We start from the raw sequence: 26,840 nt of genomic DNA, 5'->3' as shown, positions 1-26,840 counted from the left end.
GGTTTCTGAACTGTATCAATAAAGAAAGGCATCATACACCGCCGGGCGGCGTTAACCCATCCCCGTCAATTAAAATTTTAACCACTGAATTTATATTTCCCTGTTCACTTTTGGGGCCTCATTTTAGCGCAGGCTGCACGGCGCTTTGTTTAAAATTACGATAACGATCACATTCCCATTCAGAAACTGAAGCCTGAACTTTTTTATTTTGCGATCGCGACAACATCACAAAAAATTAAATCCCGGCGCCCATATTGCAAAAGCAAAAATCCTGTGCAAATCTTGCCCTATCCGATATTGCAGATTGCAGTCCGATATACCAGACAGCCGTCATGCAGTTTACATTGCTGAGTTAAGGTCAAAAAGGAGCAGAGTTGCATGACGATTAAACGTTATGGCATTGAAGGCGGCACCGGCACCGGCGGGCAGAAACTGCCGTTCGCGCGGGCTGTTGAAGCCGATGGCTGGCTGTATATCTCAGGTCAGACGCCAATGCGCGAGGGCGAAGTGGTGGAAGGCGGCATCATCGAACAGACGCAACTGGCGTTCGACAACTGCCTGAGCATTATGCGGGAAGCCGGTTACGCGGTTGAGGATGTGGTGCACGTTACCGCGGTATTGACCGACGCGCGCTACTTCAGTTCATTTAATAAAGTATTCAGCGAAATATTCAGCGGTAATCCGCCCGCACGTATTTGCAGCGTGCAGGATTTAGTTGTCGACTGCAAAGTGGAAGTCGATATGAAATGCTTCCGTGCGGATCGGAAATAAGCGCGACGCGTTAAAACAGGCTGAGGCTTTTCATTTTATTTGCCCACACCAGGACAGCCTGTAAATAAACAATGCTTTTCATTTTGCTGTGAAATAACGGTTTTTCATGTCGTCTCCAATTTAATAAGAGAGCATAGAAATGAATGCAACTTCATTAAAAGTAAGCGTCAGAATGGTCGCAGGCGCATTGGTTATGCTGGCCGTTGCCGGTTGTACCCCCACGGAAGAGAAAAAAGAAGCGGGTGCGGCTCCGCAGTCTGCGCTGCAAACCGTATTGCAGCGCGGCACGCTGCGGGTCGGCGACTGCCTGAGCTTTGCCCCCTTCGGCTTTTACGATAAAGACGGCAACCCCGATGGTTACGACGTCGATCTGGCGAAAGCGCTGGCGAAAGAGATGGGCGTGAAGCTGGAGATGGTCAACACCACCAGCGCCAACCGTATTCCTAACCTGCAAACCAACAAAGTGGATGTGGTGTTCTGCAACTTCACCCGCAACCTGGAGCGCGCCAAAGAGATCGGCTTTACCAACCCGTATGTGGTGGCGAGTGAGGCGATGCTGGTGCGTAAAGAGAGCGGCATCAAATCGGCGCATGATATGGCGGGTAAAACCATCGCGACGGTTAAAGGCTCCACCAACGGTGACGAAGTGCGCAGCATGGGCATTGACGTGAAGATCCAGGAATACGATTCGTCGCAGGCGGCGATTCTGGCGGTGAAACAGGGCCAGGCCGATGCGATGATCGAGGATAACAACTTCCTCGCCTATCAGGCCAAGCTCGACCCAACGCTGACAGTGACCAACGAAGCGCTGGTGCCGCTGGAGTACAACGCCTTTGGCGTGAAACAGGGTGACCAGGTCTGGCTGAATTATCTCAATGAGTTCCTGTTTGAAATCAATGCCTCCGGCGAGAACGCCCAGCTTTATCAGAAATGGTTTGGCAGCAAGCCGCGTTACCCGCTGAACCCGCAATTTTGATCGCACGCGACGCAGCACCGGCTGCTGCGTCGCCTGAAGGAGTCAACCCATGAGTTATCAATGGTTAACCCTGTGGCGTTACAGCGAGACCTTTCTTTCTGCCGCCTGGCTGACGCTACAGGTCACCCTGCTCGCTTTTGTGCTGGCCGTGGCGCTCGGACTGCTGGCCGCACTGGCGAAAGCCTCGCCGCTGGCGCCGGTGCGCTGGCTGAGCCACGGCTATGTCGAATTTATTCGTAATACGCCGGTGCTGCTGCAAATCTTTATCATCTTTTTTGGCCTGCCTTCACTCGGCATCACCATGAGCGCCTTTACCGCAGGCGTACTGGCGCTGGGGATTAACGTCGGTGCTTATCTGTCTGAAATTTTCCGCGCCGGGATTCAGTCGGTGCCTAAAGGGCAGCTGGAAGCCGCATGGATCCTCGGTATGCCGCGTCGCCAGATATTTCTCAGCGTGGTGCTGCCTCAGGCAGCGCGCGCGGTATGGCCCGCCATCATCAATAACCTGATTCAGCTGCTGCTCGGCACGTCGCTGCTGTCGGCGATTGCGCTGCCTGAACTGACCGGCACCGCCACGGTGATCAACGCACGCACCCTGCTGTACATCCAGACATTCAGCGTGGTGACGGTGGTGTATCTGCTGCTGAGCAACCTGTTTTCCTGGCTCGGTAATCTGGCGGGACGGCGCATGTTTCATCCGCCGCTGGTGACCCAGGTAAAAAAGTCCGCCTGGTGGTGGGCAAAAAAATGGCTGACTAATCCACTGAAACGGGAGAACGCGCTATGAGCGACCTGATCATCAGCTCGTTGCCGCTGTTGCTGAAAGGGCTGGGCATCACCCTGCTGCTTTCCATCGCGGCCATTGCTGGCAGTACCCTGCTCGGCCTGCTCGCTGCGGTGCTGCGTACCAGCCGCTTGCCCGTCGCCAGACAAATCGCCGTGATCTATACCGAGCTGTTTCGCGGTACGCCGGTGCTGATCACCCTGATGTTTATCTACTTCGGCGTGGCCTATTTCGGCTATGAAATCAACTTGTTTGCGGCGGGCATTCTTGGCCTGAGCATTTATCAGGGCGCGTATATCGCCGAGGTGTTCCGCGCCGGTATCGAAGCGGTGCCAAAAGGCCAGTGGGAAGTGTCGTGGATCCTTGGGCTTTCCAAACGCCAGACTTTTCTCAGCGTAATCCTGCCGCAGACGCGCGGCATCGTGCTGCCGCCGCTGGTGGGCCAGTATCTTTCTCTGATTAAAGACACCTCCATCGTCAGCATGATCGGTATGTCCGAGCTGATGCATCAGGGCCAGGCGATTGTCGATCGCATCGGCCAGCCGGTGGTGATTTATGCGCTGGTGGCGGTGCTGTACTTCGTTGTCTGCTTTCCGCTTTCCCGTTGGGTTCAACATCATCAAACCAGGAGCCAGTTATCATGAGCAAATCCGCCATTACGCTGAGCCGGATTACCAAATCCTTTGGCGCCACTCAGGTGCTGAAGGAGATTAGCCTCGACGTTTCACCCGGCGAAGTGCTGGTGTTGATTGGCGCATCCGGTTCCGGGAAAAGTACCGTGTTGCGCATTATGAGCGGGCTGGAAACCGCCGACGGCGGCGAGATCTGGGTAAACGATGTGCCGCTGCATGATAGCAAACGCAGCCGCGAAATCTGTGGTCATGTCGGCATGGTTTTTCAGCAGTTCAACCTGTTCCCGCACAAAACGGCGCTCGGCAACGTGACGCTGGCGCTGATCAAAGCGCAAAAACTGTCCGAAGCTGAAGCCAATAAACGCGGCATGGCGGCGCTGACGCGCGTGGGCCTCGCCGAACGCGCGCATCACTATCCGGCGCAACTCTCAGGCGGCCAGCAGCAGCGCGTAGCCATCGCCCGCGCCCTGGCGGTTGAACCCAAAATTATGTTCTTTGATGAAGCCACCTCCGCACTCGACCCGGAGCTGGTTGGCGAAGTGACAGAGGTGATGCGCAGCCTGGCGCGCGAAGGCATGACCATGGTGGTGGTGACCCATGAGATGGGTTTTGCGCGCAAAACCGCCGATCGCGTGGTGTTTATGGATCAGGGCGTGATCGCTGAACAGGGTTCGCCGGATCAGATTTTCGTTAATCCGCAGAACCCGCGCACCCAGCAGTTTTTATCGCGCGTGCTTGAGCATTGATCGGAGGAATTATGTCGATTCGTTTTCCGCTGGTGGCGGATGGTCAACTGGATCCACAACAGGATACGCCGCGTTTTAAATCGGTCGCCGGTGCGGGCGATACTCCCCTGCCCCCCGGTACGCCGGTGCTGAGCAGTGACCAGGTTTTCTCACCCCTGATGATTATGAAGCAGTCGGCGCTGGAGAATAACCTGCGCCAGCTGGCGGATTTTTGTCGCGAGCAGGGAGTGCTGCTGGCGGCACACGGCAAAACCTCGATGTCACCCGCCATTCTGCGGCGCGCCATCACGCAAGGCGGTGCCTGGGGATTAAGCGCGGCAACGCCTGCGCAGGTGCGCGCTCTGCGCCAGTTCGGCATCCGCAACGTGTTTCTCGCGAATCAGCTGGTCGACCCGGCAGGTATCCGCTGGATAGGTGCCTGGCAGCGGCAGCATCCCGATCACGGCTTTCTCTGCTACGTAGATTCACTACAGGGAGTACGTTTGCTGGAGCAGCATCTCGGTGACAGCCCGATTTCGGTACTGCTGGAGATGTCCGTCAGCGGCGGGCGCACCGGCTGTCGTTCGCCAGCGCAGGCGCTGGAAATTGCCGCCGCGATTGCCGCCAGCCCGGTGCTGCAACTGGCGGGCGTAGCCGGTTATGAGGGGGCATTGGGCGCAGGTCGCGATACCGCCGGGATTGCCCGCGTGCACGATTATTGTCAGATGTTGATCGCCACCGCCGCCCTGCTGGCGCAGGAACAGCTATTCAGCAGCGACAACATTATCCTCAGCGCCGGTGGCGGTGCCTGGTTTGACGTGGTCACCACCTGTTTCACCGAGGCAACGCTGCCGTTGCCGGTCACGCCGCTGATTCGCTCTGGCGCCTATATGGCACACGATAACGGGTTATACGCACGTATCGCTCCGTTTGCGCAGCCCGGCGCGACCCATCACTTTGCGGCGGCGCTGGAAATCTGGGGCCGGGTGTTGTCGCGCCCGGAGCCAGGGCTGGCGTTTGTTGATTTTGGCCGGCGCGATGTGCCCTTTGATCAGGATCTGCCCAATCCGCTGTGGATACGCAACGCCGATGGCAGCGCGCCGCGTCCAGCAACCCATTTGCGGATTAGCGACGTCAACGATCAGCACGCCTATCTGCTGCTGCCCGAGGACGACGCGTTGCAGCCGGGTGACTGGGTCGGCTGCGGCATCTCGCATCCCTGCACCGCATTTGATAAGTGGCGCTATTTGCCGCTGGTGGATGATGATTATTGCGTCACAGATTCACTGGAAACAGCATTCTGATAGATGGTCTGCTGGCAGGGTCGGCATAAATGCCGACCCTGGCGCCTGTGCGATATTAGTTGTCAGCCAGCGCGATTTTTACCGCGTCCTGAGCGTGGATCAGCGTGGTGTCAAACAACGGTACGCTGGCGTCTTCAGGTTTCACCAGCAACGTGATTTCCGTGCAGCCCAGAATGATCGCTTCCGCTCCCTGCGTCACCAGCTGGGCGATGATTTCACGATACTGCACGCGTGATTCCTCACGAATGATGCCGAGACACAGCTCCTGATAAATGATGTCGTGCACCACTTTACGCTGCGGCGCGTCAGGCACCAGCACCTCGATACCGGAGGTCTGTTGCAGTCGCCCTTTGTAGAAATCCTGTTCCATGGTGAAGGCCGTCGCCAGCAATCCCACCTTCTTCACGCCCGCCTGACGAATACGCTGCGCGGTGGCGTCAGCGATATGCAGTAGCGGAATCTGAACGGCGGCGGTCATCTGATGCGCCACCTTATGCATGGTGTTGGTACAAAGCACGATAAAATCCGCCCCACCCCGCTCCAGACTGACTGCCGCAGCGGCCAGAATCTCTCCGGCTTTTTCCCACTCGCCCGCCACCTGTAGTTGTTCAATCTGCTGGAAATCGACGCTGTACATCAGGCTACGTGCCGAATGCAGGCCGCCCAGCTGTTGCTTCACCTGTTCATTGATCAGGCGGTAATAGAGCGCCGTTGACTCCCAGCTCATCCCGCCAATCAGACCGATCAGTTTCATATTGTCCCTTCCTGACTTTCCGGCCAGCGTGCCGTCGGAAACAACGATAACCGAATATTGAATAAATGGAACAGCGGCGTAAACAGCGCACGCTCCTGCGCCGCCCCGGCTTCCAGGCCGAGCAGCAAACGGTTCAGCTCCATCAGCAACGCGGGCTGAGGCTGCGTCTGCAATGACTTCAGGCGTTGCCTCAGGAACAGGCTCAGCTCATGAAACATCGCCCCGCTGTCGATATGGTGTGCCGCTAACAGCGCCTGATGGCGGGTGTAAAAATCATAGCAATTGGCCCCCAGCCAGGCTTCAGCAATCAGATTGCCGCCGGAAACCAGATCCGGGGCCGGATCGACGCGTTTACGCGGCAGGATAACGTTGACCTTATCCAGCGTGCGCGCCACAAACTGCTGGCGCGTCGACATGGTTACGCCATTCAGCCGCATCGCCGCAATAAATTGCAGCAGTTCGCGAATGCCCTTCCTCACCGCACGTTTCGCCGTCCAGGAGGGGCGTCGGTTGCGGATCAACGCGGTGATCACCACGCCAGACACAATCCCCACCATCGTGGACATTATCGCATTCACTACAAGCAGTAAGTCGGGTTTGAAATGGTGGCTCATGCCGATAAAACCGGGGATCTGCGTTGCCACAATCAGGCCAATCAGGTTGGTGGACGGATTGGCGATAACCAGTCCCAGCGCCAGCAATCCCGGCGCCAGACAAATCATCAGCGCCTCAAAGGTGATGGCCTGCGGAATGAGAAACACGATATACATCAGACTGATCGCCACCGCGATCACCACCCCTTTCAGGAACAGTTTCATCGGCGCGGTGGGGCTATCCATCCCGGCAAAGAACGAACACAGCACCGCCGCCATCATCGGCGCAGTGGAACCGTCCACCCAGCCGCTACCGATCCAGAACACGCAGGTGGCGAAAGTGGCGAAAAAGGCGGTGAATGAGGAGAGCAGCAACAATCCTTTGTCGATATGCCGGTGCGCGCGTACCAGGGTTTTGCCGGGTTTCACTGCGGGTGTCCATTCGCTGATACGTTCGCTGACACTGTGGTAGGCATTGGCGATACGCACAAAATTCAGCAAGCGCTCCAGCAGGCCAATCAGCAGAATGCTCTCTTCACTGTTCAGCCGTCCCTCCTCCCACGCCTGCTTCAGTTGCGCCTGAGCGGCCTCCAGATTGTCATGCACCGGCTGCGCGTCATCACCATTCAGCCACAGCAGGAATTGCTGAAACGCCTGAGCGACATACTCCGGGAAACGGATCTCCTGCTGCGCCAGCAGATTAAGCCGCGACTCAATCGCCGTCAGCGTCGGGATCAGATAAGACAGATGCTGATACTGCACGCTGACCAGACGAACCAGACGGCGCGCCGCATCGCCTTCATAGACGCAGTGAGTAATCAGCGTTTCGACGTTGAGCGGATAGTTTGCCATCTGGATCAGGATATCTTCGCGCTCCAGCGATTTGTCGGCGGGCATCACCGTCAGCAGCTCGCTACAGAGTTTGCGCGCGTTCTGATACCACTGGCTGACGCTCTGCTCCAGCAGATTACGCATCGACACCGGCATAATCAGCCGATGTATCAGGCTGCTGCACACAATCGCCACGGTGATCTCTTCAATACGCGAAATCACCGTATAGGTAATGGACGCGGGTGATGTCACATCCGGGAAACCCATGATCGCGGCGCTGTAGCCCGCCAGCATGAACACATAGCTTTTTGGCGTGCGATCGTGCAGCGAGAGATAGAGGCATACGGCAACCCAGAGCGAGATGCAGAGACTGAACAGCATGGGATGCTGCACCGTCGCCGGATAGATAAGTAGCGTGAACAACCCACCCAGTAACGTGCCGAAAAATCGAAAGATCGATTTCGACACCGTAGAGCCGGAATAAAGCTGCGAAGCCACGTATACCGTGGTCAGTGACCAGGCCGGTTTATCGAGGTTGAGTTCCAGAGCAATATAAAAAGCCAGAAAGGCAGCAAGACAAGTTTTGGCAGAAAACAGCACTGCACTTTGTGAAAACCACTTCATAAAGCAAAAAAGACCTTGAGGAGGCAGTAGTTATGCCTATCCTGGCAGAAGCCTCTGAGGTTGGCATTTTGATTTGTTATACAAATTATTACCGTGCTAATTATATAGGCATCTATGGAAATTTCCGTTCAGATTTCACCCGCCTGCTGAATACAGTGAATGTCTTCTTTTATCAAAAATAAAGTTATAAGCGATCGAAAATCGTTATTTATTGGTTATATATGCGCTTTGCTAAGGTGGTCAAAAACCATGAGAGAACAATGATGAAACCTAAAACGCATGTATTGAGTACGCTGGCGTTAAGCCTTGGCCTGCTCTCGGCTCACGCCTTCGCTACCAACCCGGAAACCGTCACCATCGGCTATCAGAAAGCCAATATTTTTGCGCTGCTGAAATATCGCGGCTCGCTGGACGAAACCTTCAAAAAGGACGGCATTAACGTTCGCTGGGTTGAGTTCCCGGCCGGACCGCAGATGCTCGAAGGGCTTAATGTCGGCAGCATCGATTTAGCCGCCACCGGCGATGCGCCACCCGCTTTTGCCCAGGCCGCCAAAGCCGATTTGATCTACCTGGCGCACTCGCCCGCCAACCCGAAAACCGAAGCTATCGTGGTGCCGCAGGATTCTCCGATCAAAAGCGTCGCCGATCTTAGAGGTAAGCGTGTGGGCCTGAATAAAGGCTCTGACGTGAACTATCTGCTGGTGAAAGCGCTGGAAGACGCCGGGCTGAACTACAAAGATATCACCCCGGTGTATCTGCCTCCCGCTGATGCCCGAGCCGCCTTCCAGAAAGGGGCGATTGATGCCTGGGTGATTTGGGATCCGTTCCTTGCCGAAGTGGAGGCGCACACCGGCGCGCGTCAGGTACGCAATGCCGAAGACCTGGTGCCGCACTACACCTTCTATCTCGCCAGCCGTCATTTTGCCGAGCAGTATCCGCAGGCCGCGAAGCAGGTGGTGGATGAGCTGAGCAAACTGAGCGACTGGGCGAATCAACATCAGGATGATGCTGCGGCGATTCTGTCAAAATCCACCGGACTGGATAAGGCGATCTGGCAAACCACGCTGGCGCGCCTGCCTTATGGCGCACAGCGCATGACGCCGCAGGTATTTGATGAACAGCAGGTGTTGGCGGATACCTTTACCCGTGTCGGCCTGCTGCCGGTAAAAGTGGATGTGCGCAGCGCAACCTGGTCGCTGGATAAACAGTAACGTTATGGTCAGGTCGGCATCAATGCCGACCCTACAGCATCAATGCCGGACCTGTGGCGTAGGGTGCGCATTTATGCGCACCAGATTGCCGGATAGGCAGTCACGTCATATTCAGGTCGGCATTAATACCGACCCTACAGCATCAATGCCGGGTCTGTGGCGTAGGGTGCGCATTTATGCGCACCGGGTTGCCGGATAGGCAGTCACGTCATATTCAGGTCGGCATTAATGCCGACCCTACAGCATCAATGCCGGACCTGTGGCGTAGGGTGCGCATTTATGCGCACCGGGTTGCCGGATAGGCAGTCACGTCATATTCAGGTCGGCATTAATGTCGGGCCTGTGGGCCTGACATTCACCCCTCTCCCCTGCCAATCTGCCAGATGGCGGTTGGCGCTGTGCCATTCACCTTCCAGTTGCCAATATCACGCGCTTTGTAGATCACCGGATTATGTGAAGAGACCGTCCGCGCGTTGCGCCAGTGGCGGTCCAGCGCCTTGCTCAGCCGGGTATCGGACGCTCCCAGCGCATTAAACAGCTCGGTTGCCGCGCGGGGCACCAGTTCGCTGGCAATCACCTGCGCCTGCCCGGCTTCCGCCTCCGCCAGCACATTTGCCTGATTGATAACATCCTCATCGCTGCTGAGATGGGCTTCATATGCTGATTGCAGTGAATGTGAGGCGCGGATTACCGTCGCTTCGACGGCAAACGCGAGGCTGGTGACTTCACCCACCACCTGTAACACCTGCACATCATCGCGTGACGCGTTGCCATTGCTGTGACTGTAGATGCGCTGACGCGCCGCTACGCCCTGCGCCGCGTCCCTTGCCACTGCGCGGGCGATACCGGCCAGCGTGGCCAGCAAAACGTGCTGATAGAAAGCGGTTTGATAACGGAAGCGCTCGGCAAAGTCGTAGACATGCTCCTGCTCAACATGGGCGTTGTCGAAACGCGTGGTGCCGCTGCCGGTTAAACGCTGGCCGAAGCCGTCCCAGTCATCTGAACGCCTGACACCTGACTGATGGGTATTCACCAGCGCGATCACATCCCCCTGATTGTCGTTACGCCGGGCATAGACATCAATCCAGTCAGCAAACAGCGCGCCGGTGCTGTAAAACTTCTCGCCGTTCAGCGTCCAGCCTTTTCCACCCGGCGTGACGCGGGTGTTCACATCCCCCAGTTTTACCGCGCCGATTTCAGTCCAGCCGTTGCCGACCAGCTCCCCATCGAGAAAGCGGCCAAACCAGCGATCGCGCTCCGGGCTATCCGGCTGATTAAGACGATCTTCGACAAAGGCAAAATGCCCACGTAACGCCTGCGGCAGATTGGAATCCGCTTCGGCCAGTTCGGTCAGCAGCTGGAACAACTGGGGCAGCGATGCCCCCCAGCCGCCTTTCTCCTGTGGAATGCGCACCGTGCCAAAACCCGCTTCTTTCAGCCATGTCAGCGGTTCCAGCGGCAGCGTGCGCTGGCGTTCACGTTCCACCGCTCCCGCCGCGATGCGGGCAAACACCGGGCGGAAATGTGCGGCAAGGCGCGCGTAATCAGTACCTTTAGCAAGTAACGTCATGATTTACTCCTGATGGGAAAGGTCGTCGATGTCGTGGCGGGTTGGCTCGTGACGCACCGCCAGCAGGAAGAAAATAGGGATAATCGCGCAGAGCGACACCACCCAGAACATGTTGGTCCCCAGCGCCGACTGCAAAATCGGCAGAATAAACAGCGCCAGCGCGCTGCCAATGCCAGACAGCGCGCGGCTGAAGCCCACCCCCGTGGCTCGGATGGAGGTGGGATAAGAGAGCGCCGGATAGACCATCAGCTGCGCGCCAGGTCCAAAGCCTTCAGCAAACAGCCACAGCCCAAGCATCAGCACCGCAAACACAACGCCCACCAGCGCCTCTGGGTGACCAATCAGCGCCAGCGCAATAAGCGCGAGAAATTGCAGCGCAAAGCCCGCAATCGCCACATGGCGCGACGGATATTTCCACGCCAGGCGCATACCAAGCAGCCCGCCGGTAAAGGCAAACAGCGCGTTGAGTCCCAGCGATGCGGAAATGGTTTCGAATACGCCCGCCCCCAGGAACTGCGCCAGAATCGACGGCAGGAAGAAGGCAATTGCGGTGTATTCAAACGAGATGCAGATATTCATCACCCCGGCGACGATGGTGCGTTCACGCCACGGTTTCTGGAACAGCACGCGGAAGCTCACCTTCGGTGCGGCGGCAGCCGGCGGCGCTTCAGGTTCTGCTTCATGGGCGTGGATCCCGTAGGAGTCGCGCAGAATGCGCACCGCCGATTTCAGATCTCCCTGATTTGCCGCCCACAACGGGGATTCGTTCATAAATTTGCTGCGCACCGCGATAATCAGCAGCGCGGGCACGGCGCCGAACAGCAGCGAAGCCCGCCACAGCCAGTCGAGGTGTTCTTTCGGCAGCAGGAAGTAGAGGCCAAAAATCAACAGGAAGCAGAGAGTTGAGGCGGCGTACCACATCGGGCACCAGGCGGCGAGTCGCGCCGCTTTGTTACCTTTGCCCGCAAATTTGGAAAACTCGGCGAGATAGGACATCGCCACCGGCAGGTCAATCCCCACGCCGATGCCCATCAGAAAGCGTGCGCCAATCAACACCCAGACATTGGGCGCCAGTCCGGCAGCAAGCGCCGAGACCACGAAGAACAGCATATCGGCCATAAACACCGAGTAGCGGCCATATTTATCGGTGAGCCAGCCGCCGATCAGATTGCCGACGATGGTGCCTACCATGATCGAGGAGGTCACCAGTCCGGTAATAAACGGCGAGATCTGGAATTCGCGCACCACATCATCAATGCCGTATGACAGGGTGGTGAGATCGTAAGCGTCGAGAAAGACGCCGCCGAGCGCGAGGAACACAATCATGCGGGCATAATTGTTTTTGTCGCTACGGGTGTTGATCAGCCGCGCGACGTCGCTGACCGAACGTACCGGTTCCGAAACCGGCAGGGTGTTTTCTAAAGGGATTGAACTCATAACAAACGCCTCACGATTTTTTAGTTATGCAGGTGAGGTTGTTATAAGCGCTAATGACCGGGGACCAAAACAACAAATAGTGATATTTATTTGTTTTAAATCAATAACATAATCACAGGAAACACAAAAACCCAGGCACGCCGTGCGCGCCTGGGGGATACGGTCAACAGGAGGCGGATTAGTCAGCAGAAACCGGAACCAGCACCCCTTTTACCAGCGGATCGTCGGTAGTTTTCAGCCACTGTTGTAAGCGCGGATCGGAAAACGCTTTTTTCAGTTTTTCGATATTTTCCTGCGACAGATAAGGCGTGCCGATCACCAGCTGTGAGGCAAAGGTCCGTGGCGCAGGCGGGAACAGAATGCCTTTATCACGCGGCACCTTACCGGCATCAAACTGCGATACATAGCCAATTGCGGCATCGACCGAGTTCAGCGCGCGTGGCATGGTCAGCAAATCCAGCTCTTTAAAAACAAAGCCATGCGGGTTGCCGGTGATGTTTTTCAGTTTCGCCGTACGCGGCTCTACGTTGGGGTCGAGCGTGATCAATCCCTGGCGTGCCAGCAGCCATAGCGCCTGGCCCTGATTCGCGCCATCATCCGGCACCACAATGGTTGCTCCCTGCGGCAGCGCATCGATAGATTTATAGCGATCTGAATAGATACCAAACGCCCACTGGAACAACGGTAACGCTGGCGTGAGAGCAAAATTGTTGGCATCCACCACCTGTTTCAGCCACCACTGGTGCTGATAAACGGTGGCGGCATATTGCCCCTCAGCCACCGCACGGTCCGCCTGAACCGGGTCCTGCACACCTACCGCCTCCAGCTTCAGGCCGTAATCCGGCGCGATATGGTCGCCGACATACTCAATCAGCTTCTGCTCTCCGGCCATCGCGGGTTCAAAGTGAATTTTCAGTGTGGTGCCGAATACCACCGCCTGCGGTTGCTGGCTGCGCCACAGCCAGGCAGCCCCGGCGGCAATAACGACCACTATAATCAGTAGCAGCCACGGCCAGCGGCGGGTTTTACGTAATTCAAATTCCTGTGTTGTCATAGCGATGTCCCCTGAGGATGACGTAATGCGGTGACCAGACGGTCACCAAGAAACTGAATGGTCTGAATAAGCGCGATCAGCACCACGATGGTGGCGATCATGATGTGGTTGTCGAAACGCTGGTAGCCGTACACCACAGCCAGGTAGCCAATGCCCCCTGCCCCGATGGTGCCGGCAATCGCCGAGTATTCGATCATGGAAATCAGGTTAAGGGTGATTGCCGCGATAATGGCAGGTAAGGCTTCGCTCAGCTGGGCCTGGCGGATGATTTGCCAGCGTGAGCCGCCACACACCAGTCCCACCGCCGTGACTTCGCCCGGCAGCTCGCGCAGCGCGTTATCCACCAGGCGCCCAAAGAACGGGATACCGGCGGCAATCATCGGCACCACCGCGGCCGGAATGCCGATGGTGGTGCCGGTGAGCCAGAAGGTAAACGGGATGATGGCGGCCATCAGCACCAGAAACGGCAGCGAACGCCCCATATTGACGAACCAGCTCAGCACCCGATTTATCCCCCGATGCGGGAACAACCCGCGCGCGGAGGTGTTAAACAGCACCACGCCTACCACGCCGCCGCAGGTCACCACGAATAGCATTACGATGCCGACCATCAGCGCGGTTTCCCCGATAGCGGGTAGCATCAGCGCTGGGATCTCATTCCAGGGCGTGTCCTGGCTCATTACGGAGACGCTCATACCGCCTCCTTCAGCACCGTCACGCCATCCGCCACGCTGGCCACCAAACCCAGTTGCGTCAGCTGAGTCAACAGATGCGGCAGCGCAACACGCTCACGCTGAAAGTGAATGCCCACCTGCAACCGCCCGAGTTGCCGGCCGTTAACCTGCTCAACATGGGCACCGAGCAGATCGATACGCAGGGCAAACTGCTGGCTGAGGCGGGAAATCCAGTCGCTGGCGACCGGCACGTCGGTGCGGTAGCTAAGCTGAAGCACCAGTTCCGATGCCGCAGGCTGCGGTGCCAGCGGCAGCAGTTGCTGCGCCAGACGTGAATAGGGCTGCGCCAGCAGATCTTTCACCACGCCGTAATGCACGATCTGGCCGTCACGGATCTCCGCCACTGCATCAGCCGCACGGCGCACCGCATCCATCTCATGGGTGATCAGCACAATCGCCAGCCGGTATTCGTCACGCAGCTTTCTCAGCAGGTCGAGAATGGTGACGGTGGCTTCCGGGTCGAGGCCTGAGGTCGCTTCATCGGCCAGCAACACCGATGGACGCAGCGCCAGCGCACGGGCGATGCCAATGCGCTGACGTTGCCCACCGGAAAGCTGTGCAGGCCAGGCCTTCGCTTTATGACTCAGCCCAACGTTTTCCAGCAGCTCGCCGACCCGCGCCGCGATATCACGTTCCACGACGCCGAGATAACGCAGCGGCAGCGCGATGTTTTCCCATGCGGTTTTACGCTGCAACAGCGCCGAAGACTGAAACACGGTGCCGATGGCACGCCGTTCGCGGCGCAGCTCCTCCCCGCTCAGCCGCGAAAGATCATGCCCGTTAACCCAGATGCTGCCCGCACTCGGCTGCTCCAGCAGGCTGATACATTTCGCCAGCGTGGATTTACCTGCCCCGCTTGGCCCCACCACCGCCGTGATGTTGCCGGGCTGAACCTCAAGGTTGATCGACTTCAGCACCTCCGTCACGCGACCATCAGGCGCACGATAGTGTTTACTGAGCGCTTCGATTTCGATCATATGGCCTCCTGCGCCACTGGCTGCACGCGATAACCCGCGCCAGGATGGGGTGCCTGCAACTGGGGTCCGGCAGCGAACAATTTTTCGCGCAGCGTGCCGCTGGCGTAGTCCTTTTTATACACGCCCCGTTTTTGCAGCTCGGGGATCAGCAATTCCACCACGTCCTCGAAGGTTTCATGAGTCAGTGCGTAAGCGAGGTTGAAGCCGTCAACGTCGGTTTCCTCCACCCAACTTTGCAACTCATCCGCCACGGTTGCCGCACTGCCGACCAGCAACGGACCAAAGCCGCCAATGCCAACCCATTCCGCCAGCGCAGCCACCGTCCACTGGCGATCGGGATCGGCGGTAGAAAAGGTCTCGACCGCCGACTGGATGGCGTTGGTATGCAGATACTTCAGCACCTGGTCCGGTTGGTACTGACCGAAATCGATGCCGGTCCAGCCCGATACCAGCGCCAGCGCGCCTTCATAGCTCACCCAGCTTTTGTACTCCTGCCATTTCGCCTGGGCGGCTTTGTCGGTTTCGCCAACAATCACCGTTTGCAGATTGAAGATCAGAATGCTGCGCGGATCGCGCCCGGCTTCCGCCGCACGGCGACGAATATCCGCCACGGTTTTCTTCAGCAGCACTTTGGACGGCGCGGCGACAAACACGCACTCGGCATGTTCCGCCGCGAACTGCTTGCCACGGCTGGATGCGCCAGCCTGATACAGCACCGGCGTGCGTTGCGGCGAGGGTTCGCACAGGTGAATCCCCGGCACGTTGAAGAAGGTGCCCTGATGATTGATCGGATGGATTTTGCGTGGGTCGCTGAAGATACGACGTTCGCGATCGCGCAGGACCGCATCGGCTTCCCAGCTGCCTTCCAGCAGTTTGTACACCACCTGCAAATACTCGTCGGCATAGTCGTAGCGGCTGTCGTGATCGGTTTGCGCCTGGTGACCGATATTGCGCGCACCGCTCTCCAGATACGAGGTCACAATGTTCCAGCCGATGCGCCCTTTGGTCAGGTGGTCGAGCGTCGAGAGGCGACGGGCAAACGGATACGGGTGTTCAAACGACAGCGACGCCGTCAGGCCGAATCCCAGATGTTCCGTCACCAGCGCCATTGGCGTGATTAACGCCAGCGGATCGTTCACGGGAACCTGTGTCGCCTGGCGAATGGCGGCATCGCCATTGCCGTTTAGCACATCGTAGATACCGAGCACGTCGGCGATAAACAACCCATCAAATTTGCCGCGTTCCAGCAGGCGCGCCAAATCGACCCAATATTCCAGATCTTTGTACTGCCAGGAACGGTCGCGCGGGTGCGCCCACAGGCCTGGCGACTGATGTCCGACACAGTTCATATCAAAGGCATTCAGCCGAATTTCACGTTGCGATGACATAGCAATCTCCATAGCGAGGCCGTGATCGCGCTGCGACCCGGCGTTCGTCAGTTAATTTTCAGTAATGTTGAGAGATTAAGGTGCTGAAGGGGGACATCGCTCCGCGTGAGCGATATGTAGCGATGTAAGAATGTGGTGCGCGACAGCGGCAGCGTGATCGGCGACCTGCGGCAGCCCCATCAGTTCGCCAAATCTGGCCCTCGCCGCCGGTCCGGCCACGAAGATCTGCGCGTTGGCTTCGCCAGACTGGGTGAGCGCATGTGACTGGCGATCGACATCGAAGCCAAATCCCAGCGCATCGGCGCGGATCATGCCTTGCTGGCTGAGCGAGCGCAGCAGCGGCTGACTGGCGGTTAACGCCTCATGGCCGGGGCCGGTGGTGACGATCAGATGATCGGGTAAATGATTTTCCATCACCCCGCTGCGCGTTTGCAGCTGAATACGTAGCCGATCGCCGCTGGCCGCGATAGCGTTCAGGCGTGCGGCCACGACCCGCAGGCTACCCGTGTGCTGGCGCTCAGCGATCTCCGCAGCCACCTGCGGCGCAATGCGATAACGATGCACATCCCACCACGAACGCAGATGACGGACAAAACGCTGCTGTTCAGGCAACGGCAGCGCTTGCCAGATGGTTTGCCCCTGTACGCGCACTTCATCCAGCACGCGCTGCCACGGCAGCTGCTGCGTGGCGGCACGCGCCACCTCAGCACGGATGTGATGCAGCCACTGGCGGGTGCTGGGCTGTTCCTGCGCCGCCAGCGTCCACTCCGGCCAGTCACCACTCAGATTGGCGCGTGAAAGCTGCCCACGGCGCGAGAAGGCCAGCAGTGGGCCGCGGTGTTGCCGCGTTCCCAGCGACGCCACCACATCGGCCATGCTCAGGCCGGTGCCGATGATCGCCACTGACGCGTCGCTCGCGATCGCGTCAAGCACGCCTGGTTGCCAGGGATTGGCTATCAATGCCGGATGCGCGGCAAAAGGCAGCAACGCCCGCGGCAGCGACGGCGGTGGATGGCTGATAGCCAGCGCCAGCACATCCCCGTGCAGGGTTTCACCATTGCTGAGCAGCAACTGCTGCCCCTCCCAGGCGACCGCGCTGGCCTGAATATGGCGCAACGTGACCTGCGGATAGCGGTGCGCGGTTGCAGCAAATTGCTCCGCCACATAGCGACCAAACATCGCGCGCTGCGGATAAACCGATCCATCGGCGCAGTGCGCTACTGAATCCAGTGAACATTCCGGCTGTTGACGATACCAGCGATCGAAGGCACCCGCCTCGTCACCGCTTAGCTGCATACGGGAAGCGGGCACGTTGATGCGATGAGCAGGTTCCGCCGTTGAGTAGGCGACGCCCGCACCGAGCTGCGCCCTGGGTTCAACCACCGTCACCTGCAAAGGCGCGGTTGAACCGCGGGCAAGGTGAATCGCCAGCGCTGTGCCGCTAAAGCCGCCACCCACAATGATCACCTGTGCTGTTTGCATCGCCTTATCCTCGCTGCCTGTCTCAGCCTTCCATTGCGTCATTAGCTGGCGCTCGCCTGTTTTGACGGGCGTTTGTCGCCACCGATGGTTTCGCCGAAGGGGCCGGTGTTAACGCTACGTGCGCGCTGCTGCTGACCATGTGCCAGTGGCAACAAGGGTAACAGCAACTCGGCTACACGGTGTGCCTCTTCCAGGTGCGGATAGCCGGAAAGGATGAAGTTGGTCACACCCAGCGCCTGATATTCGCGGATACGGGCCGCCACCTGCTCCGGGCTGCCGACCAGCGCCGTCCCTGCCCCACCGCGCACCAGCCCCACGCCAGCCCACAGGTTCGGGGAGATGTAGAGATTATCGCGTGAACCCTGGTGCAACGCGCTCATGCGCGCCTGTCCCGCAGAATCCATACGCGCAAAGATTTTCTGCGCCTGAGCGATGGTGTCTTCATCCAGATGGGCAATCAGCTTGTCCGCCGCGGCTTTCGCTTCTTCTTCGGTCTCACGCACGATGACATGCAGACGGATGCCATATTCCAGCTTGCGACCGCGCTCCTCAGCTCGTGCGCGCACCACGGCCAGCTTTTCCGCCACCTGCGCAGGCGGTTCGCCCCAGGTGAGATAGGTATCGATCTGTTCAGCCGCAACATCAATTGCCGCTTCCGAGGAGCCACCAAAGTAGAGCGGCGGGCCATTTTCCTGCACCGGCGGGAACAACACTTCAGCGCCTTCGACGTGAATATGCTCCCCTTTATAGTCAACCTTTTCCCCGCGCAGTAAGCGGCTGTAGACATCCAGAAACTCTTTCGTCACTTCATAACGTTCACTATGAGTGAGGAAAATGCCATCGCCTTTGTTTTCGACCGGGTCGCCACCGGTGACGACGTTGATCAGCAGACGACCATCAGACAGGCGATCCAGCGTGCTGGCCATGCGCGCGGCCAACGTCGGCGGCTGTAGGCCGGGTCGCACGGCTACCAGGAAACGCAGGCGACGCGTCAGTGGCGCCAGCGCCGAGGCAACCAGCCAGGAATCTTCACAGCTTTTGCCGGTGGGGATGAGCACGCCGTAAAAGCCGAGGTTATCCGCCGCCAGCGCAACCTGTTGCAGGTAGCCTAAATCAACCGGTCGGCCGCCCTCAGTGGTGCCGAGGTAGCGTCCATCGCCGTGTGTCGGGAGGAACCAGAAGACATTGATGTTCTCATTCGCGGAATCGGCCATTATGCATTTCCTATATAACTTTATTAAAAATTGATCATTTAGGTTCATTTATTTAGTTATATAGGCCATAGCGAATTCCGTGCCAGGTCGGTATTTAAGATAAACAACGAATTTTCAGTGGGTTAAGCATTGCCAGATTGTCTGGCTTAGTTGCAATCGCGACTATGCAACGACAGCATTTGCTGCATATGCAACTCCTTATGCTTTTTTCCTGCTGTTCACAGTGAACGTGCCTGGTTAGCGTAGCGTGATGCTTCTACAAGGATAGCCCGCCATGCTGACAACCTATGCTGACTTCACTGATTCACCGCGTCTGGTCGATCCCGCGTCACGCGCCTTTCAATCTTTGCTGGATAAGTTCGCGCCGACCGACGCCACGGTGCTGATTGTCGGCGAGACCGGTACCGGCAAGGAGGTGGTTGCGCGTTATCTGCATCATCACAGCGCGCGTCGTCATGGGCCTTTTCTGGCGGTGAACTGCGGTGCATTAACCGAGAGCCTGGCGGAAGCTGAACTCTTTGGTCACGAGAAAGGCGCGTTTACCGGCGCAACCCAGGCTCATCCCGGCTGGTTTGAAGCGGCTCAGGGCGGCACCCTGCTGCTGGATGAGATCGGTGAGCTGAGTCTGCCCTTGCAGGTAAAGTTATTGCGCGTGTTGCAGGAGCGCGAGATCACCCGTGTCGGATCACGCAAACCGATCAAGGTTGATGTTCGTGTGATAGCCGCAACCCACGTTGACCTTGCGCAGGCGATTCGCGAACGCCGCTTTCGCGAAGATCTGTTCTATCGTCTCAACATTGCGGTGGTGCCCCTGCCGCCATTGCGACAGCGTCGGGAAGATATTCCTGTGCTGGCTCAGCACTTTCTCGCCCTGTATTCACGACGCCTTGGTCGTCCGGCAAAACGATTGTCGCCCGATGCACTGGAAGCATTACGGGAATATGGCTGGCCGGGCAATATCCGCGAGCTGGAAAACACGCTGCATAACGCGGTCTTGCTCAGCCGTGATGAAACCCTGACGCCCGCACAATTGCGTCTTGCCAGCTACAGTGAACATCACTTTGCTGATGCGCAGGATTCAACGCTGGATAGTTTTCTGCGCCAGCGTTTGCTGAATGAACCTCAGCAGCTGTTCGACCGCGTAATCCATAGCCTGATAAACAACGCGCTGGATATCTCCGATAACAATCAAACCCAGGCGGCGACATTGTTAGGTATCAGCCGCCACACCTTGCGCACCCATCTGGCGAATAAAGGGATGATCAAGGGGCGTCGTAAGTCAGCATCCTTGTCTGCCGCTCCGGGTTTAGTAACGAATCAGCACGAACGCGAATTACGCATCGGTTACCAGAAGTTTGGCAATCTTGGGGTGTTAAAAGCGCGGCAGAGCCTGGAGCAGTGCTTTGCAAAGCAGGGCGTTAACGTACTGTGGAGCGAGTTTCCCGCTGGCCCGCAGCTGCTGTATGCCCTGCAAAATAACGAGGTGGATTTTGGCACCACCGGTGAAGTGCCACCGATATTCGCCCAGGCCACTGGCAATGCGGTGACTTATATCGCCTGGGAACCCCCAGCGCCGAGCAGCGTGGGTATCGTTGTACCACTCGAAAGTGATATCAACACGCTCGCCGATCTGCGCGGCAAGCGCATTTCCGTCAACAAAGGCTCTAACGTTCACTGGCTGCTGTTGCAGTTGCTTGATGAGGCGGGTATTGGTCTGGACGAAGTCAAAGTGGTTTATGCCCCGCCTAAATATCCATTAACCGTTAGCGATTATCTTTCCGTTGATGCCTGGATGATGTGGGACCCGTTGCTCAGCGAAGCGGAAAGTAATCCAGCGCTGCGTATTATCGCGAACGGTGAAGGGCGGGTGCGCAATCATCAATTCTATCTGGCCCGCCGGGATTACGTGCAACAGCATGACGACATCGTGCATCAGCTGGTGGAGGCGCTACAGCAAACCGGACAATTTATTGATGGTCACCGGCACGAGGCTGCCATGCTGCTGGCCCAGGAACTCGGGCTGGAAACCTTCTCAGTGGAGCGCGCGTTGTCGCGCCGCAGTCATCAGACACGGGCGATAGCGTTTGAGGTGATCAGGGAACAACAGGCCATCGCCGACCGTTTCTATGCACTGGGCTTGATCAATAAGCCGGTTCGGGTGAGAGAGGCGGTCTGGCAGTTTTCCTCCGGGTTACGGTTACTGGCCTGATGGGTTTAGCCCTGTTGAGAAGTCGCAGGGCTGGGAAAGTTATCCACCTTTTCTGTGGATAAATCATTGAATATCATCTGTCTAAATCCTCAGGAGCTAACTCGCCACCGGCTGAAAAGACGCTTTTCTGTGGCGATTTCACCCTGAAATCTTTTCTAAAAATCCTTTTTATTCATTGAGATATCGATGAAACGGACGCGGCGAGCCTTGAGAATTTCAGCGACTTGCTGACGTTGAGGTTTCTGAAAGAGACGATTGTCGATTTCGCACACAGCTGGTCACAATGCCAACACTCTGTGGTTGCTGATATCAGCCGATAGCATGGATGCTGGCATGAAACCCTGGCGATTTCAGCCTGAAATTCTCTGGCTCATTATCGATATTTCATGCAGTTAGCGCTGAAATCAGCGTGGCGAAGGGAAATCTGGCGCAAAAAAAACCGCCCGAAGGCGGCATTTCTACTGATTGAGATATTTGTTCAGCGTCTCGTTAATCACCCTGTCCAGCTCCTCCTGAAGCTCTTTCGACTGGCGATTGAATTCATAGCTGAACATGCGTCCACGGGTCTTCTTACGTGCAAAGCGGTCTTTGTCAGCAAAGGTCCAGAGTGGCGTAGCAACCACTTTATCCTTCGCCGGTGACTGCACCAGCGTCTGGCTGCCGTTGCGGACCAGGCGCAGAATGCCGTTCTTCACTTCATCTTCGGCCAGATTGTCACGGGCGCAGACGGTATCAACATCCATTCCGATGGCATCGATCAAGGCTTCAACTGTCTGCCCCGTTTCCTGCAACTTCTCATACGCCTGCAACAGAGACTTATAATCGGGATATGTCAGCTCAGAATGATTGGGGAACAGGGTGATCAAATCTGCCGGAACGCTGGCTGCCTGCAACGCGCGGGTGACTTTCGCCTGTGAAAGCCCTTCGCTCTGCGCGATTTCCTTCTGCGACAAACCGCTCTCTTTCAGCGCCAGCAGACGCATACCGACTTCTCGCAGATTGTGTTCGCGTGCAGTCTGAATATCCTGCGCCAGGCGACGCGCCTCTTCAGCGGTGATAGCAACGTCAGTTACCAGCACGTCCAGCCCGGTCTTACAATGCAGTGCGGCGGCACGACGACGTGAGCCATCGAGTATCTCGATACGATCGTCACGTTTTACGCCAATTGCCGGAAAGAACTGCTGCAATTTAATGGTGCGGATGATGTCGCGCAGCGACTCTGGCGTCAGGCCAGATTGATCGCGACCATTGGTTTCCATCACGACAAAGGTTTGTTCTTCGATCTCTTTCGCAGCGATGCGTTCCAGCGAGAACTGGGCACGTTTACCTGTGGACAGGATAAAGGTTTGGGTATGGCCTTCTGATGTTTCTTCTGTTTGCAGCGGTGTCTGGCTGAACGTTCTGCCAATCGTGATGCGTTTTGCGCTCATAGTAACCTCAGTTCAGGCGAATAAATTCAATACGGTCAAACACGGCTTTGGCGAAATCTTCCGCCGCCGAGCGCGCATTCTTCAGGGCTTCCGAACTACCTACATAGGTAGAAGGGTTGGCCGAAATAACGGTGTCAAACGACTCTCCGCAGCGCTCAAAACCGTCAAGTCGCGGTAAGGCTGCATCCAGCATGTCGCCGCCAAAAATCTCTTTAGCGAGGCTGTGACACAGTTTATGGTCCGCCTTGTTAGAGAGCTTAGACATAAAGCCAATGTTGCCCTGCAAACGACAGCTGGCACCAGACTCTTCAATGATGCCAATCAGCTCGGGTAAACGCGTCAGGTACTTCAGCGTTGAGTGAAAGTCGACCTGAGCCGGAGGGACTGGCGTCATCAGCAAATCAGACGCGGCAATGGCATTTTTCAGGAAAGCGTCGAGGTGAGGACCGCTGTCGATAAAGATAAAGTCATAATCTTTTTTCAGTTTGGCAATGACGTTTTCATACAGTACGGCATGTACGTTGTGCTGTGGCAGATGCTCCGCGCAAAGTTCGTCCCAGCGTGAAGCAATAAAAGCATCGTCAATGGATGCTGGTAACACATCAACACCCGGAATAATCGAAGGAACGATAAACTCGTTTAGCAACTCTTCACGGCTGACATTCTGCAACATCGCCTGCGCTGCCGTCGCTTCGACCAATCCAACAGAACGTTCGTGATTCAGGAACATTGTGGCCGACGATTGCGGGTCAAGATCGATAACCAGGATGCGTAAATCTTCATATAGCAGGTGCGGATGAGCACGTAAGGCGTGTGCCAGCGAAACGGTGGATACCGTCTTCGATACACCACCTTTCAGGTTGCCGACAAACAGCGTGAAAGCATCGCCATGGCGGTCGCGATACTTAGGGACACCGCGATGGTGGTAGATGTCGATGATGTTCTGAATCGACATCGCATATTTGGTGGAGCTGCCAGCCGCGCGCTTATCAAACGGATAGCCGTTCTCTTCCATTTCGTTGACGGCGTAATCAACGCTGGCACGCGTCAGTTTTGGTAGTTTTGCCAGGGCTGCTTTCGCATAAACCTGATAAAAAGTGTTTTCCTGCAACTCTTCTTTTTGTGCCTGAATCTGTTCAGTCAGGCTCATCAACATTCTTTCAGAACGCTGAGCGACCTTCATCACCTGCTTTTCATCGTTAGCCATAGTTGCTCCACATATGTAGGATTTATGACTTTATACCGAAATCCTGCACATCAGGCAAATCTATCTCTTCTGTTCAGAAAGAATTGTTATGACTGAAATGCCTTGAGTAAAAGGGCGATCTTACGAACATTCACTGTAATCAGTGATGCCGGATTAACCCTGTGCACGAATTACGCAAATGATGCACAGCTCATTTTTTGATCGCACCTGCGAAGATTCACTGTAATCAGTAAAAGCAACGCGGGTTCCAGGCGTCTGGCAGGATAAACGGCACCGATATGGCAGAAGCAGGGAAGCAGGGAAGCAGGGAAGCAGGGAAGCAGGGAAGCAGGGAAGCAGGGAAGCAGGGAAGCAGGGAAGCAGGGAAGCAGGGAAGCAGGGAAGCAGGGAAGCAGGGAAGCAGGGAAGCAGGGAAGCAGGGAAGCAGGGAAGCAGGGAAGCAGGGAAGCAGGGAAGCAGGGAAAGATTCACTGTAATCAGTCGCCATTGCAAGCGCCAGTGAAGAAGATTCACTGTAGTCAGCATAACATTCACTGTAATCAGCAGTGCAGCGGCGAATGTTCACTGTAACCAGTATGAGGTAGAGGCTGGAAATGGAAGCACCCCATAATGCCGGTTCGAGATATCTGCAAAAGCATTCACTGTAATCAGTAAAAGATATGACCCTTCATTCACGTCGAGTAAAACGTTCACTGTAATCAGCAGCCGTAACCTGGTGAAACCCGCAACGTTCACTGTAATCAGTAAGTCAAATCCCGTTTTATGGTCAGACATTCACTGTAATCAGCAACACGGTTCATAAAATCATCGACATTCACTGTAATCAGAAGCGTGATCTCTCTCACGATGACAAACGTTCACTGTAATCAGAAGCAGAACCCTTATTCGGATGCCGGCAGCCTGGCTGGTGGCAAAATTTCAGGCGTAAAAGAGTAGGGCAGTGCGACAACATTCACTGTAATCAGCAGGACAAACATCGCAACAGCAAAGGGAGTGAAGGCAGCATCGCAGCCACCGCGAGTCGAAGATTCACTGTGATCTGTATCCAAACGAGGTACAAGATATGTCTTAGCGTTCACTGTATTCAGTGACACCAGGAGAAGGGCAGCGCAAACATTCACTGTAATCAGCAGACGAAACAGGTACGGATTACGTAAAGCATTCACTGTAATCAGTAGCGCAGAAATGCGGAAGGAGATGAGAACGGGTCGCCGCCAGGAACGAACATTCACTGTATTCAGTAAACCGCCGTGAAGGAGTGGGGCAGCATAGCGTTCACTGTAATCAGTAATCTCCCCTGGGATCCTTTTGCCCGGCATCATTTCAATCAGCCCGCAGCCGGGGATTGCAGATAACATTCACTGTAATCGGTGACAGCGTGACGTTGTGTTTGAAAGCTCTGAAGCGTCAAACGCCGCCCTGTTTTTAGCATTCACTGTAATCAGTATTCGGGGGAGAAATTCACTGTAATCAGCAAACGTGACCAACCCTGTCACTTTTTACTATGCCGAAAGGGCGCTGGTGCTGATTACAGTGAACGTTTAGCCACAATAAGAATCAATTCATTTAAAATCATATAGATAAGTAAAATCATTCACTGCAATCAGCAAACCTGCATTGCGATAAGCATTCACTGTAGTCAGTAGGTACTCACATTTTGAACACATTCACTGTAATCAGTAAATCGGCCTGTAATAGGTAGGATCATGGCGTACACCTCAAATATGTAAGCACTCACTATCAATATAAGCCAGTGAAATCGACAACCCTCTTCAGGCGTATCTGAGACCATAACGCCTGAAGAGATAGAATCACTGATTACAGTGAACATTACTGATTGCAGTGAACAGGAGGATGAGAAGCTGATTACAGTGAACGTATTAAGAAGGGGGCGTGTCACTTTTATCGGCAAAAGTGACACTGCAACGCAGGAATTACTGACTACAGTGAACGACAAAAATCAGTCTTCGAAGTCCAGATCTTCAAGCGAATCGATACTCTCGAGATTGCTGATTCCATCCAGTTTCGGCGTACGGCTGTGGATGATAAAGAACACCGAGCGACCGCGTTTCACTTCTGAGTAGTCGAGGTAACCGATCTCTTTCAGCTGCTCCATCGCACGACGGACCACATGGTTCTGCGTGGTGGTTTTGGAGCCGAGATTAAGACGCATACGCAGACGCGCCAGCGAAATTGGGGCAGGGTTGGTCGGCAGGCTCTCCAGATACGTGTAGAGCGCCTGAGCAGACTCCTTACGCTTAAGCCGTGAGATAGCTCGCAGCTGCAACAGCACCTTGTGATCGAAGTTGTACAGCTCGAACAACTTAGGATCCGCCTGAATACGCACCACATCCTTCTCACGATCGTAGTAAGCCGATTGCACCAGGTGAGTATGGTAGGCTTTACCGTTACCTTCGAAGGAGAGCGTATTGGTCGCGATACGGCGTAAGGAGGCGTCTAAACGCTTACGTAACGCCGCAGACGAGTTTGCCGAGGGAATGCCACACATTTTGACGAAATCGATAAAAGGCAACGTCACGGTGTCGCCTTTGGACGGATAACGCGAGAATGACTGAATGATCCCGGCCCAGGTTTTGAAATCGTTATCCATATCCAGCCTTGCGCCGGTGATGGTAATCTTTTCGTAACCCTCAGCTTTCACCAGAGAGAGGTTTTTCAGCTCTTTGGTCGCATCCGTTGAGGCCATCGCGCCTGATTTACCGCGTGCAGTTGACTTCAGTGTCGGAACAAACAGTCCCAGGCGCATCAGAGCGACCGGTTGTACGGTGTTATTTTTATTCGGGTGGAGCTGAATAACTTCACCGCTGTTTTTTGTCACCGACAGAAAAGGTTCAAGTAACGCCTTGTTTTCACTCTCTTTATCTGCCATAGCCTGAGGTCTTCATTCTGTGGATGAAAAGGATCGGTTTCTG

Annotated in this window: 23 protein-coding genes; 9 read left to right on the top strand and 14 right to left on the bottom strand. The window is 56.0% G+C overall.

Translation table 11 applies throughout. From position 1 onward, the window contains the following. Window positions 1–378: 378 nt before the first annotated feature. The 6 genes from AC6I8V_RS20260 to AC6I8V_RS20235 all read left to right on the top strand — a co-directional run bounded on the left by AC6I8V_RS20260 (window position 379) and on the right by AC6I8V_RS20235 (window position 5,192). Entirely contained in the window at window positions 379–771 is a 393-nt protein-coding gene (locus tag AC6I8V_RS20260; RefSeq protein WP_497846259.1) for a RidA family protein, read from the top strand. 139 nt (window positions 772–910) lie between these two features. Beyond that, the gene (locus AC6I8V_RS20255) at window positions 911–1,747 is read left to right on the top strand and encodes an ABC transporter substrate-binding protein (protein WP_497846258.1); all 837 of its coding nucleotides are present in this window, start codon (window positions 911–913) and stop codon (window positions 1,745–1,747) included. Between the two features lie 49 nt (window positions 1,748–1,796). Then, the gene (locus tag AC6I8V_RS20250) at window positions 1,797–2,534 is read left to right on the top strand and encodes an amino acid ABC transporter permease (RefSeq protein ID WP_497846256.1); all 738 of its coding nucleotides are present in this window, start codon (window positions 1,797–1,799) and stop codon (window positions 2,532–2,534) included. Continuing rightward, the gene (locus tag AC6I8V_RS20245; protein WP_497846255.1) at window positions 2,531–3,175 is read left to right on the top strand and encodes an amino acid ABC transporter permease; all 645 of its coding nucleotides are present in this window, start codon (window positions 2,531–2,533) and stop codon (window positions 3,173–3,175) included. Before AC6I8V_RS20250 ends, AC6I8V_RS20245 begins: the two co-directional genes overlap by 4 nt. After that, window positions 3,172–3,909, top strand: coding sequence for an amino acid ABC transporter ATP-binding protein (locus tag AC6I8V_RS20240; RefSeq protein ID WP_497846254.1), 738 nt, complete (start codon window positions 3,172–3,174; stop codon window positions 3,907–3,909). The genes AC6I8V_RS20245 and AC6I8V_RS20240 overlap by 4 nt, the downstream gene beginning before the upstream one ends. 11 nt (window positions 3,910–3,920) lie before the next feature. Further along, window positions 3,921–5,192, top strand: a complete 1,272-nt coding sequence (locus AC6I8V_RS20235; protein WP_497846253.1) for an alanine racemase — start codon at window positions 3,921–3,923, stop codon at window positions 5,190–5,192. A gap of 55 nt (window positions 5,193–5,247) precedes the next feature. Here AC6I8V_RS20235 and AC6I8V_RS20230 read toward each other — a convergent pair whose 3' ends face one another. After that, entirely contained in the window at window positions 5,248–5,946 is a 699-nt protein-coding gene (locus AC6I8V_RS20230) for an aspartate/glutamate racemase family protein (RefSeq protein WP_497846252.1), read from the bottom strand. Then, the gene (locus AC6I8V_RS20225) at window positions 5,943–7,994 is read right to left on the bottom strand and encodes an FUSC family protein (protein WP_497846251.1); all 2,052 of its coding nucleotides are present in this window, start codon (window positions 7,992–7,994) and stop codon (window positions 5,943–5,945) included. Before AC6I8V_RS20225 ends, AC6I8V_RS20230 begins: the two co-directional genes overlap by 4 nt. Before the next feature lie 32 nt (window positions 7,995–8,026). On the opposite strand from AC6I8V_RS20225, the gene AC6I8V_RS20220 reads away from it, so the two are divergent. Continuing rightward, window positions 8,027–8,176, top strand: a complete 150-nt coding sequence (locus tag AC6I8V_RS20220) for a hypothetical protein (protein ID WP_497846250.1) — start codon at window positions 8,027–8,029, stop codon at window positions 8,174–8,176. 81 nt (window positions 8,177–8,257) lie between these two features. After that, window positions 8,258–9,205 carry a sulfonate ABC transporter substrate-binding protein gene (locus AC6I8V_RS20215; protein WP_497846569.1) on the top strand — a complete coding sequence of 316 codons (948 nt, stop codon included), beginning with the start codon at window positions 8,258–8,260 and terminating at the stop codon, window positions 9,203–9,205. Between the two features lie 355 nt (window positions 9,206–9,560). Here AC6I8V_RS20215 and AC6I8V_RS20210 read toward each other — a convergent pair whose 3' ends face one another. The 8 genes from AC6I8V_RS20210 to ssuD form a co-directional block, all read right to left on the bottom strand. After that, window positions 9,561–10,775, bottom strand: coding sequence for an acyl-CoA dehydrogenase family protein (locus tag AC6I8V_RS20210; RefSeq protein WP_497846249.1), 1,215 nt, complete (start codon window positions 10,773–10,775; stop codon window positions 9,561–9,563). A gap of 3 nt (window positions 10,776–10,778) precedes the next feature. Continuing rightward, window positions 10,779–12,212: an MFS transporter gene (locus AC6I8V_RS20205; protein WP_497846248.1), complete on the bottom strand. Its 1,434-nt coding sequence runs from the start codon at window positions 12,210–12,212 to the stop codon at window positions 10,779–10,781. Window positions 12,213–12,390: 178 nt separating this feature from the next. Next, window positions 12,391–13,266, bottom strand: a complete 876-nt coding sequence (locus AC6I8V_RS20200) for a MetQ/NlpA family ABC transporter substrate-binding protein (RefSeq protein WP_497846247.1) — start codon at window positions 13,264–13,266, stop codon at window positions 12,391–12,393. Then, the gene (locus AC6I8V_RS20195) at window positions 13,263–13,961 is read right to left on the bottom strand and encodes a methionine ABC transporter permease (RefSeq protein ID WP_497846246.1); all 699 of its coding nucleotides are present in this window, start codon (window positions 13,959–13,961) and stop codon (window positions 13,263–13,265) included. The genes AC6I8V_RS20200 and AC6I8V_RS20195 overlap by 4 nt, the downstream gene beginning before the upstream one ends. Next, window positions 13,958–14,977, bottom strand: coding sequence for a methionine ABC transporter ATP-binding protein (locus AC6I8V_RS20190; protein WP_497846245.1), 1,020 nt, complete (start codon window positions 14,975–14,977; stop codon window positions 13,958–13,960). Before AC6I8V_RS20190 ends, AC6I8V_RS20195 begins: the two co-directional genes overlap by 4 nt. After that, entirely contained in the window at window positions 14,974–16,365 is a 1,392-nt protein-coding gene (locus AC6I8V_RS20185; protein ID WP_497846244.1) for an LLM class flavin-dependent oxidoreductase, read from the bottom strand. Before AC6I8V_RS20185 ends, AC6I8V_RS20190 begins: the two co-directional genes overlap by 4 nt. A 75-nt stretch (window positions 16,366–16,440) precedes the next feature. Beyond that, window positions 16,441–17,847, bottom strand: a complete 1,407-nt coding sequence (locus tag AC6I8V_RS20180) for an FAD/NAD(P)-binding protein (RefSeq protein ID WP_497846243.1) — start codon at window positions 17,845–17,847, stop codon at window positions 16,441–16,443. Between the two features lie 41 nt (window positions 17,848–17,888). Further along, window positions 17,889–19,061, bottom strand: coding sequence for an FMNH2-dependent alkanesulfonate monooxygenase (gene ssuD / locus AC6I8V_RS20175; protein ID WP_497846242.1), 1,173 nt, complete (start codon window positions 19,059–19,061; stop codon window positions 17,889–17,891). 274 nt (window positions 19,062–19,335) lie between these two features. Between ssuD and AC6I8V_RS20170 the strand changes: the two genes are divergently transcribed. Continuing rightward, window positions 19,336–21,270 carry an aliphatic sulfonate ABC transporter substrate-binding protein gene (locus tag AC6I8V_RS20170; protein ID WP_497846241.1) on the top strand — a complete coding sequence of 645 codons (1,935 nt, stop codon included), beginning with the start codon at window positions 19,336–19,338 and terminating at the stop codon, window positions 21,268–21,270. Window positions 21,271–21,728: 458 nt separating this feature from the next. On the opposite strand, the gene AC6I8V_RS20165 is transcribed toward AC6I8V_RS20170, so the two are convergent. The 4 genes from AC6I8V_RS20165 to AC6I8V_RS20150 all read right to left on the bottom strand — a co-directional run bounded on the left by AC6I8V_RS20165 (window position 21,729) and on the right by AC6I8V_RS20150 (window position 26,797). Continuing rightward, the gene (locus AC6I8V_RS20165) at window positions 21,729–22,700 is read right to left on the bottom strand and encodes a ParB family protein (RefSeq protein ID WP_497846240.1); all 972 of its coding nucleotides are present in this window, start codon (window positions 22,698–22,700) and stop codon (window positions 21,729–21,731) included. Between the two features lie 7 nt (window positions 22,701–22,707). Further along, on the bottom strand, window positions 22,708–23,907 hold the full coding sequence (locus AC6I8V_RS20160; RefSeq protein WP_497846238.1) for an AAA family ATPase: 1,200 nt from the start codon (window positions 23,905–23,907) through the stop codon (window positions 22,708–22,710). Between the two features lie 881 nt (window positions 23,908–24,788). Then, window positions 24,789–25,265: a hypothetical protein gene (locus AC6I8V_RS20155; protein ID WP_497846237.1), complete on the bottom strand. Its 477-nt coding sequence runs from the start codon at window positions 25,263–25,265 to the stop codon at window positions 24,789–24,791. A 602-nt stretch (window positions 25,266–25,867) separates the two neighbouring features. After that, window positions 25,868–26,797: a RepB family plasmid replication initiator protein gene (locus tag AC6I8V_RS20150; protein ID WP_208726072.1), complete on the bottom strand. Its 930-nt coding sequence runs from the start codon at window positions 26,795–26,797 to the stop codon at window positions 25,868–25,870. Window positions 26,798–26,840: the final 43 nt, after the last annotated feature.

This window comes from Pantoea sp. X-Soil-TKNS-1207 (genome assembly GCF_059730485.1).
Note: the sequence above shows the minus strand (reverse complement) of the source record. Positions and strands in the feature narration are given on the sequence as shown.

Excerpts from the sequence above, each read along its gene's own strand:
- AC6I8V_RS20260 (WP_497846259.1), top strand. The coding sequence starts at position 379 with ATGACGATTAAACGTTATGGCATTGAAGGCGGCACCGGCACCGGCGGG.
- AC6I8V_RS20255 (WP_497846258.1), top strand. The coding sequence starts at position 911 with ATGAATGCAACTTCATTAAAAGTAAGCGTCAGAATGGTCGCAGGCGCA.
- AC6I8V_RS20250 (WP_497846256.1), top strand. The coding sequence starts at position 1,797 with ATGAGTTATCAATGGTTAACCCTGTGGCGTTACAGCGAGACCTTTCTT.
- AC6I8V_RS20245 (WP_497846255.1), top strand. The coding sequence starts at position 2,531 with ATGAGCGACCTGATCATCAGCTCGTTGCCGCTGTTGCTGAAAGGGCTG.
- AC6I8V_RS20240 (WP_497846254.1), top strand. The coding sequence starts at position 3,172 with ATGAGCAAATCCGCCATTACGCTGAGCCGGATTACCAAATCCTTTGGC.
- AC6I8V_RS20235 (WP_497846253.1), top strand. The coding sequence starts at position 3,921 with ATGTCGATTCGTTTTCCGCTGGTGGCGGATGGTCAACTGGATCCACAA.
- AC6I8V_RS20230 (WP_497846252.1), bottom strand. The coding sequence starts at position 5,946 with ATGAAACTGATCGGTCTGATTGGCGGGATGAGCTGGGAGTCAACGGCG.
- AC6I8V_RS20225 (WP_497846251.1), bottom strand. The coding sequence starts at position 7,994 with ATGAAGTGGTTTTCACAAAGTGCAGTGCTGTTTTCTGCCAAAACTTGT.
- AC6I8V_RS20220 (WP_497846250.1), top strand. The coding sequence starts at position 8,027 with ATGCCTATCCTGGCAGAAGCCTCTGAGGTTGGCATTTTGATTTGTTAT.
- AC6I8V_RS20215 (WP_497846569.1), top strand. The coding sequence starts at position 8,258 with ATGAAACCTAAAACGCATGTATTGAGTACGCTGGCGTTAAGCCTTGGC.
- AC6I8V_RS20210 (WP_497846249.1), bottom strand. The coding sequence starts at position 10,775 with ATGACGTTACTTGCTAAAGGTACTGATTACGCGCGCCTTGCCGCACAT.
- AC6I8V_RS20205 (WP_497846248.1), bottom strand. The coding sequence starts at position 12,212 with ATGAGTTCAATCCCTTTAGAAAACACCCTGCCGGTTTCGGAACCGGTA.
- AC6I8V_RS20200 (WP_497846247.1), bottom strand. The coding sequence starts at position 13,266 with ATGACAACACAGGAATTTGAATTACGTAAAACCCGCCGCTGGCCGTGG.
- AC6I8V_RS20195 (WP_497846246.1), bottom strand. The coding sequence starts at position 13,961 with ATGAGCGTCTCCGTAATGAGCCAGGACACGCCCTGGAATGAGATCCCA.
- AC6I8V_RS20190 (WP_497846245.1), bottom strand. The coding sequence starts at position 14,977 with ATGATCGAAATCGAAGCGCTCAGTAAACACTATCGTGCGCCTGATGGT.
- AC6I8V_RS20185 (WP_497846244.1), bottom strand. The coding sequence starts at position 16,365 with ATGTCATCGCAACGTGAAATTCGGCTGAATGCCTTTGATATGAACTGT.
- AC6I8V_RS20180 (WP_497846243.1), bottom strand. The coding sequence starts at position 17,847 with ATGCAAACAGCACAGGTGATCATTGTGGGTGGCGGCTTTAGCGGCACA.
- ssuD (WP_497846242.1), bottom strand. The coding sequence starts at position 19,061 with ATGGCCGATTCCGCGAATGAGAACATCAATGTCTTCTGGTTCCTCCCG.
- AC6I8V_RS20170 (WP_497846241.1), top strand. The coding sequence starts at position 19,336 with ATGCTGACAACCTATGCTGACTTCACTGATTCACCGCGTCTGGTCGAT.
- AC6I8V_RS20165 (WP_497846240.1), bottom strand. The coding sequence starts at position 22,700 with ATGAGCGCAAAACGCATCACGATTGGCAGAACGTTCAGCCAGACACCG.
- AC6I8V_RS20160 (WP_497846238.1), bottom strand. The coding sequence starts at position 23,907 with ATGGCTAACGATGAAAAGCAGGTGATGAAGGTCGCTCAGCGTTCTGAA.
- AC6I8V_RS20155 (WP_497846237.1), bottom strand. The coding sequence starts at position 25,265 with ATGTTATCTGCAATCCCCGGCTGCGGGCTGATTGAAATGATGCCGGGC.
- AC6I8V_RS20150 (WP_208726072.1), bottom strand. The coding sequence starts at position 26,797 with ATGGCAGATAAAGAGAGTGAAAACAAGGCGTTACTTGAACCTTTTCTG.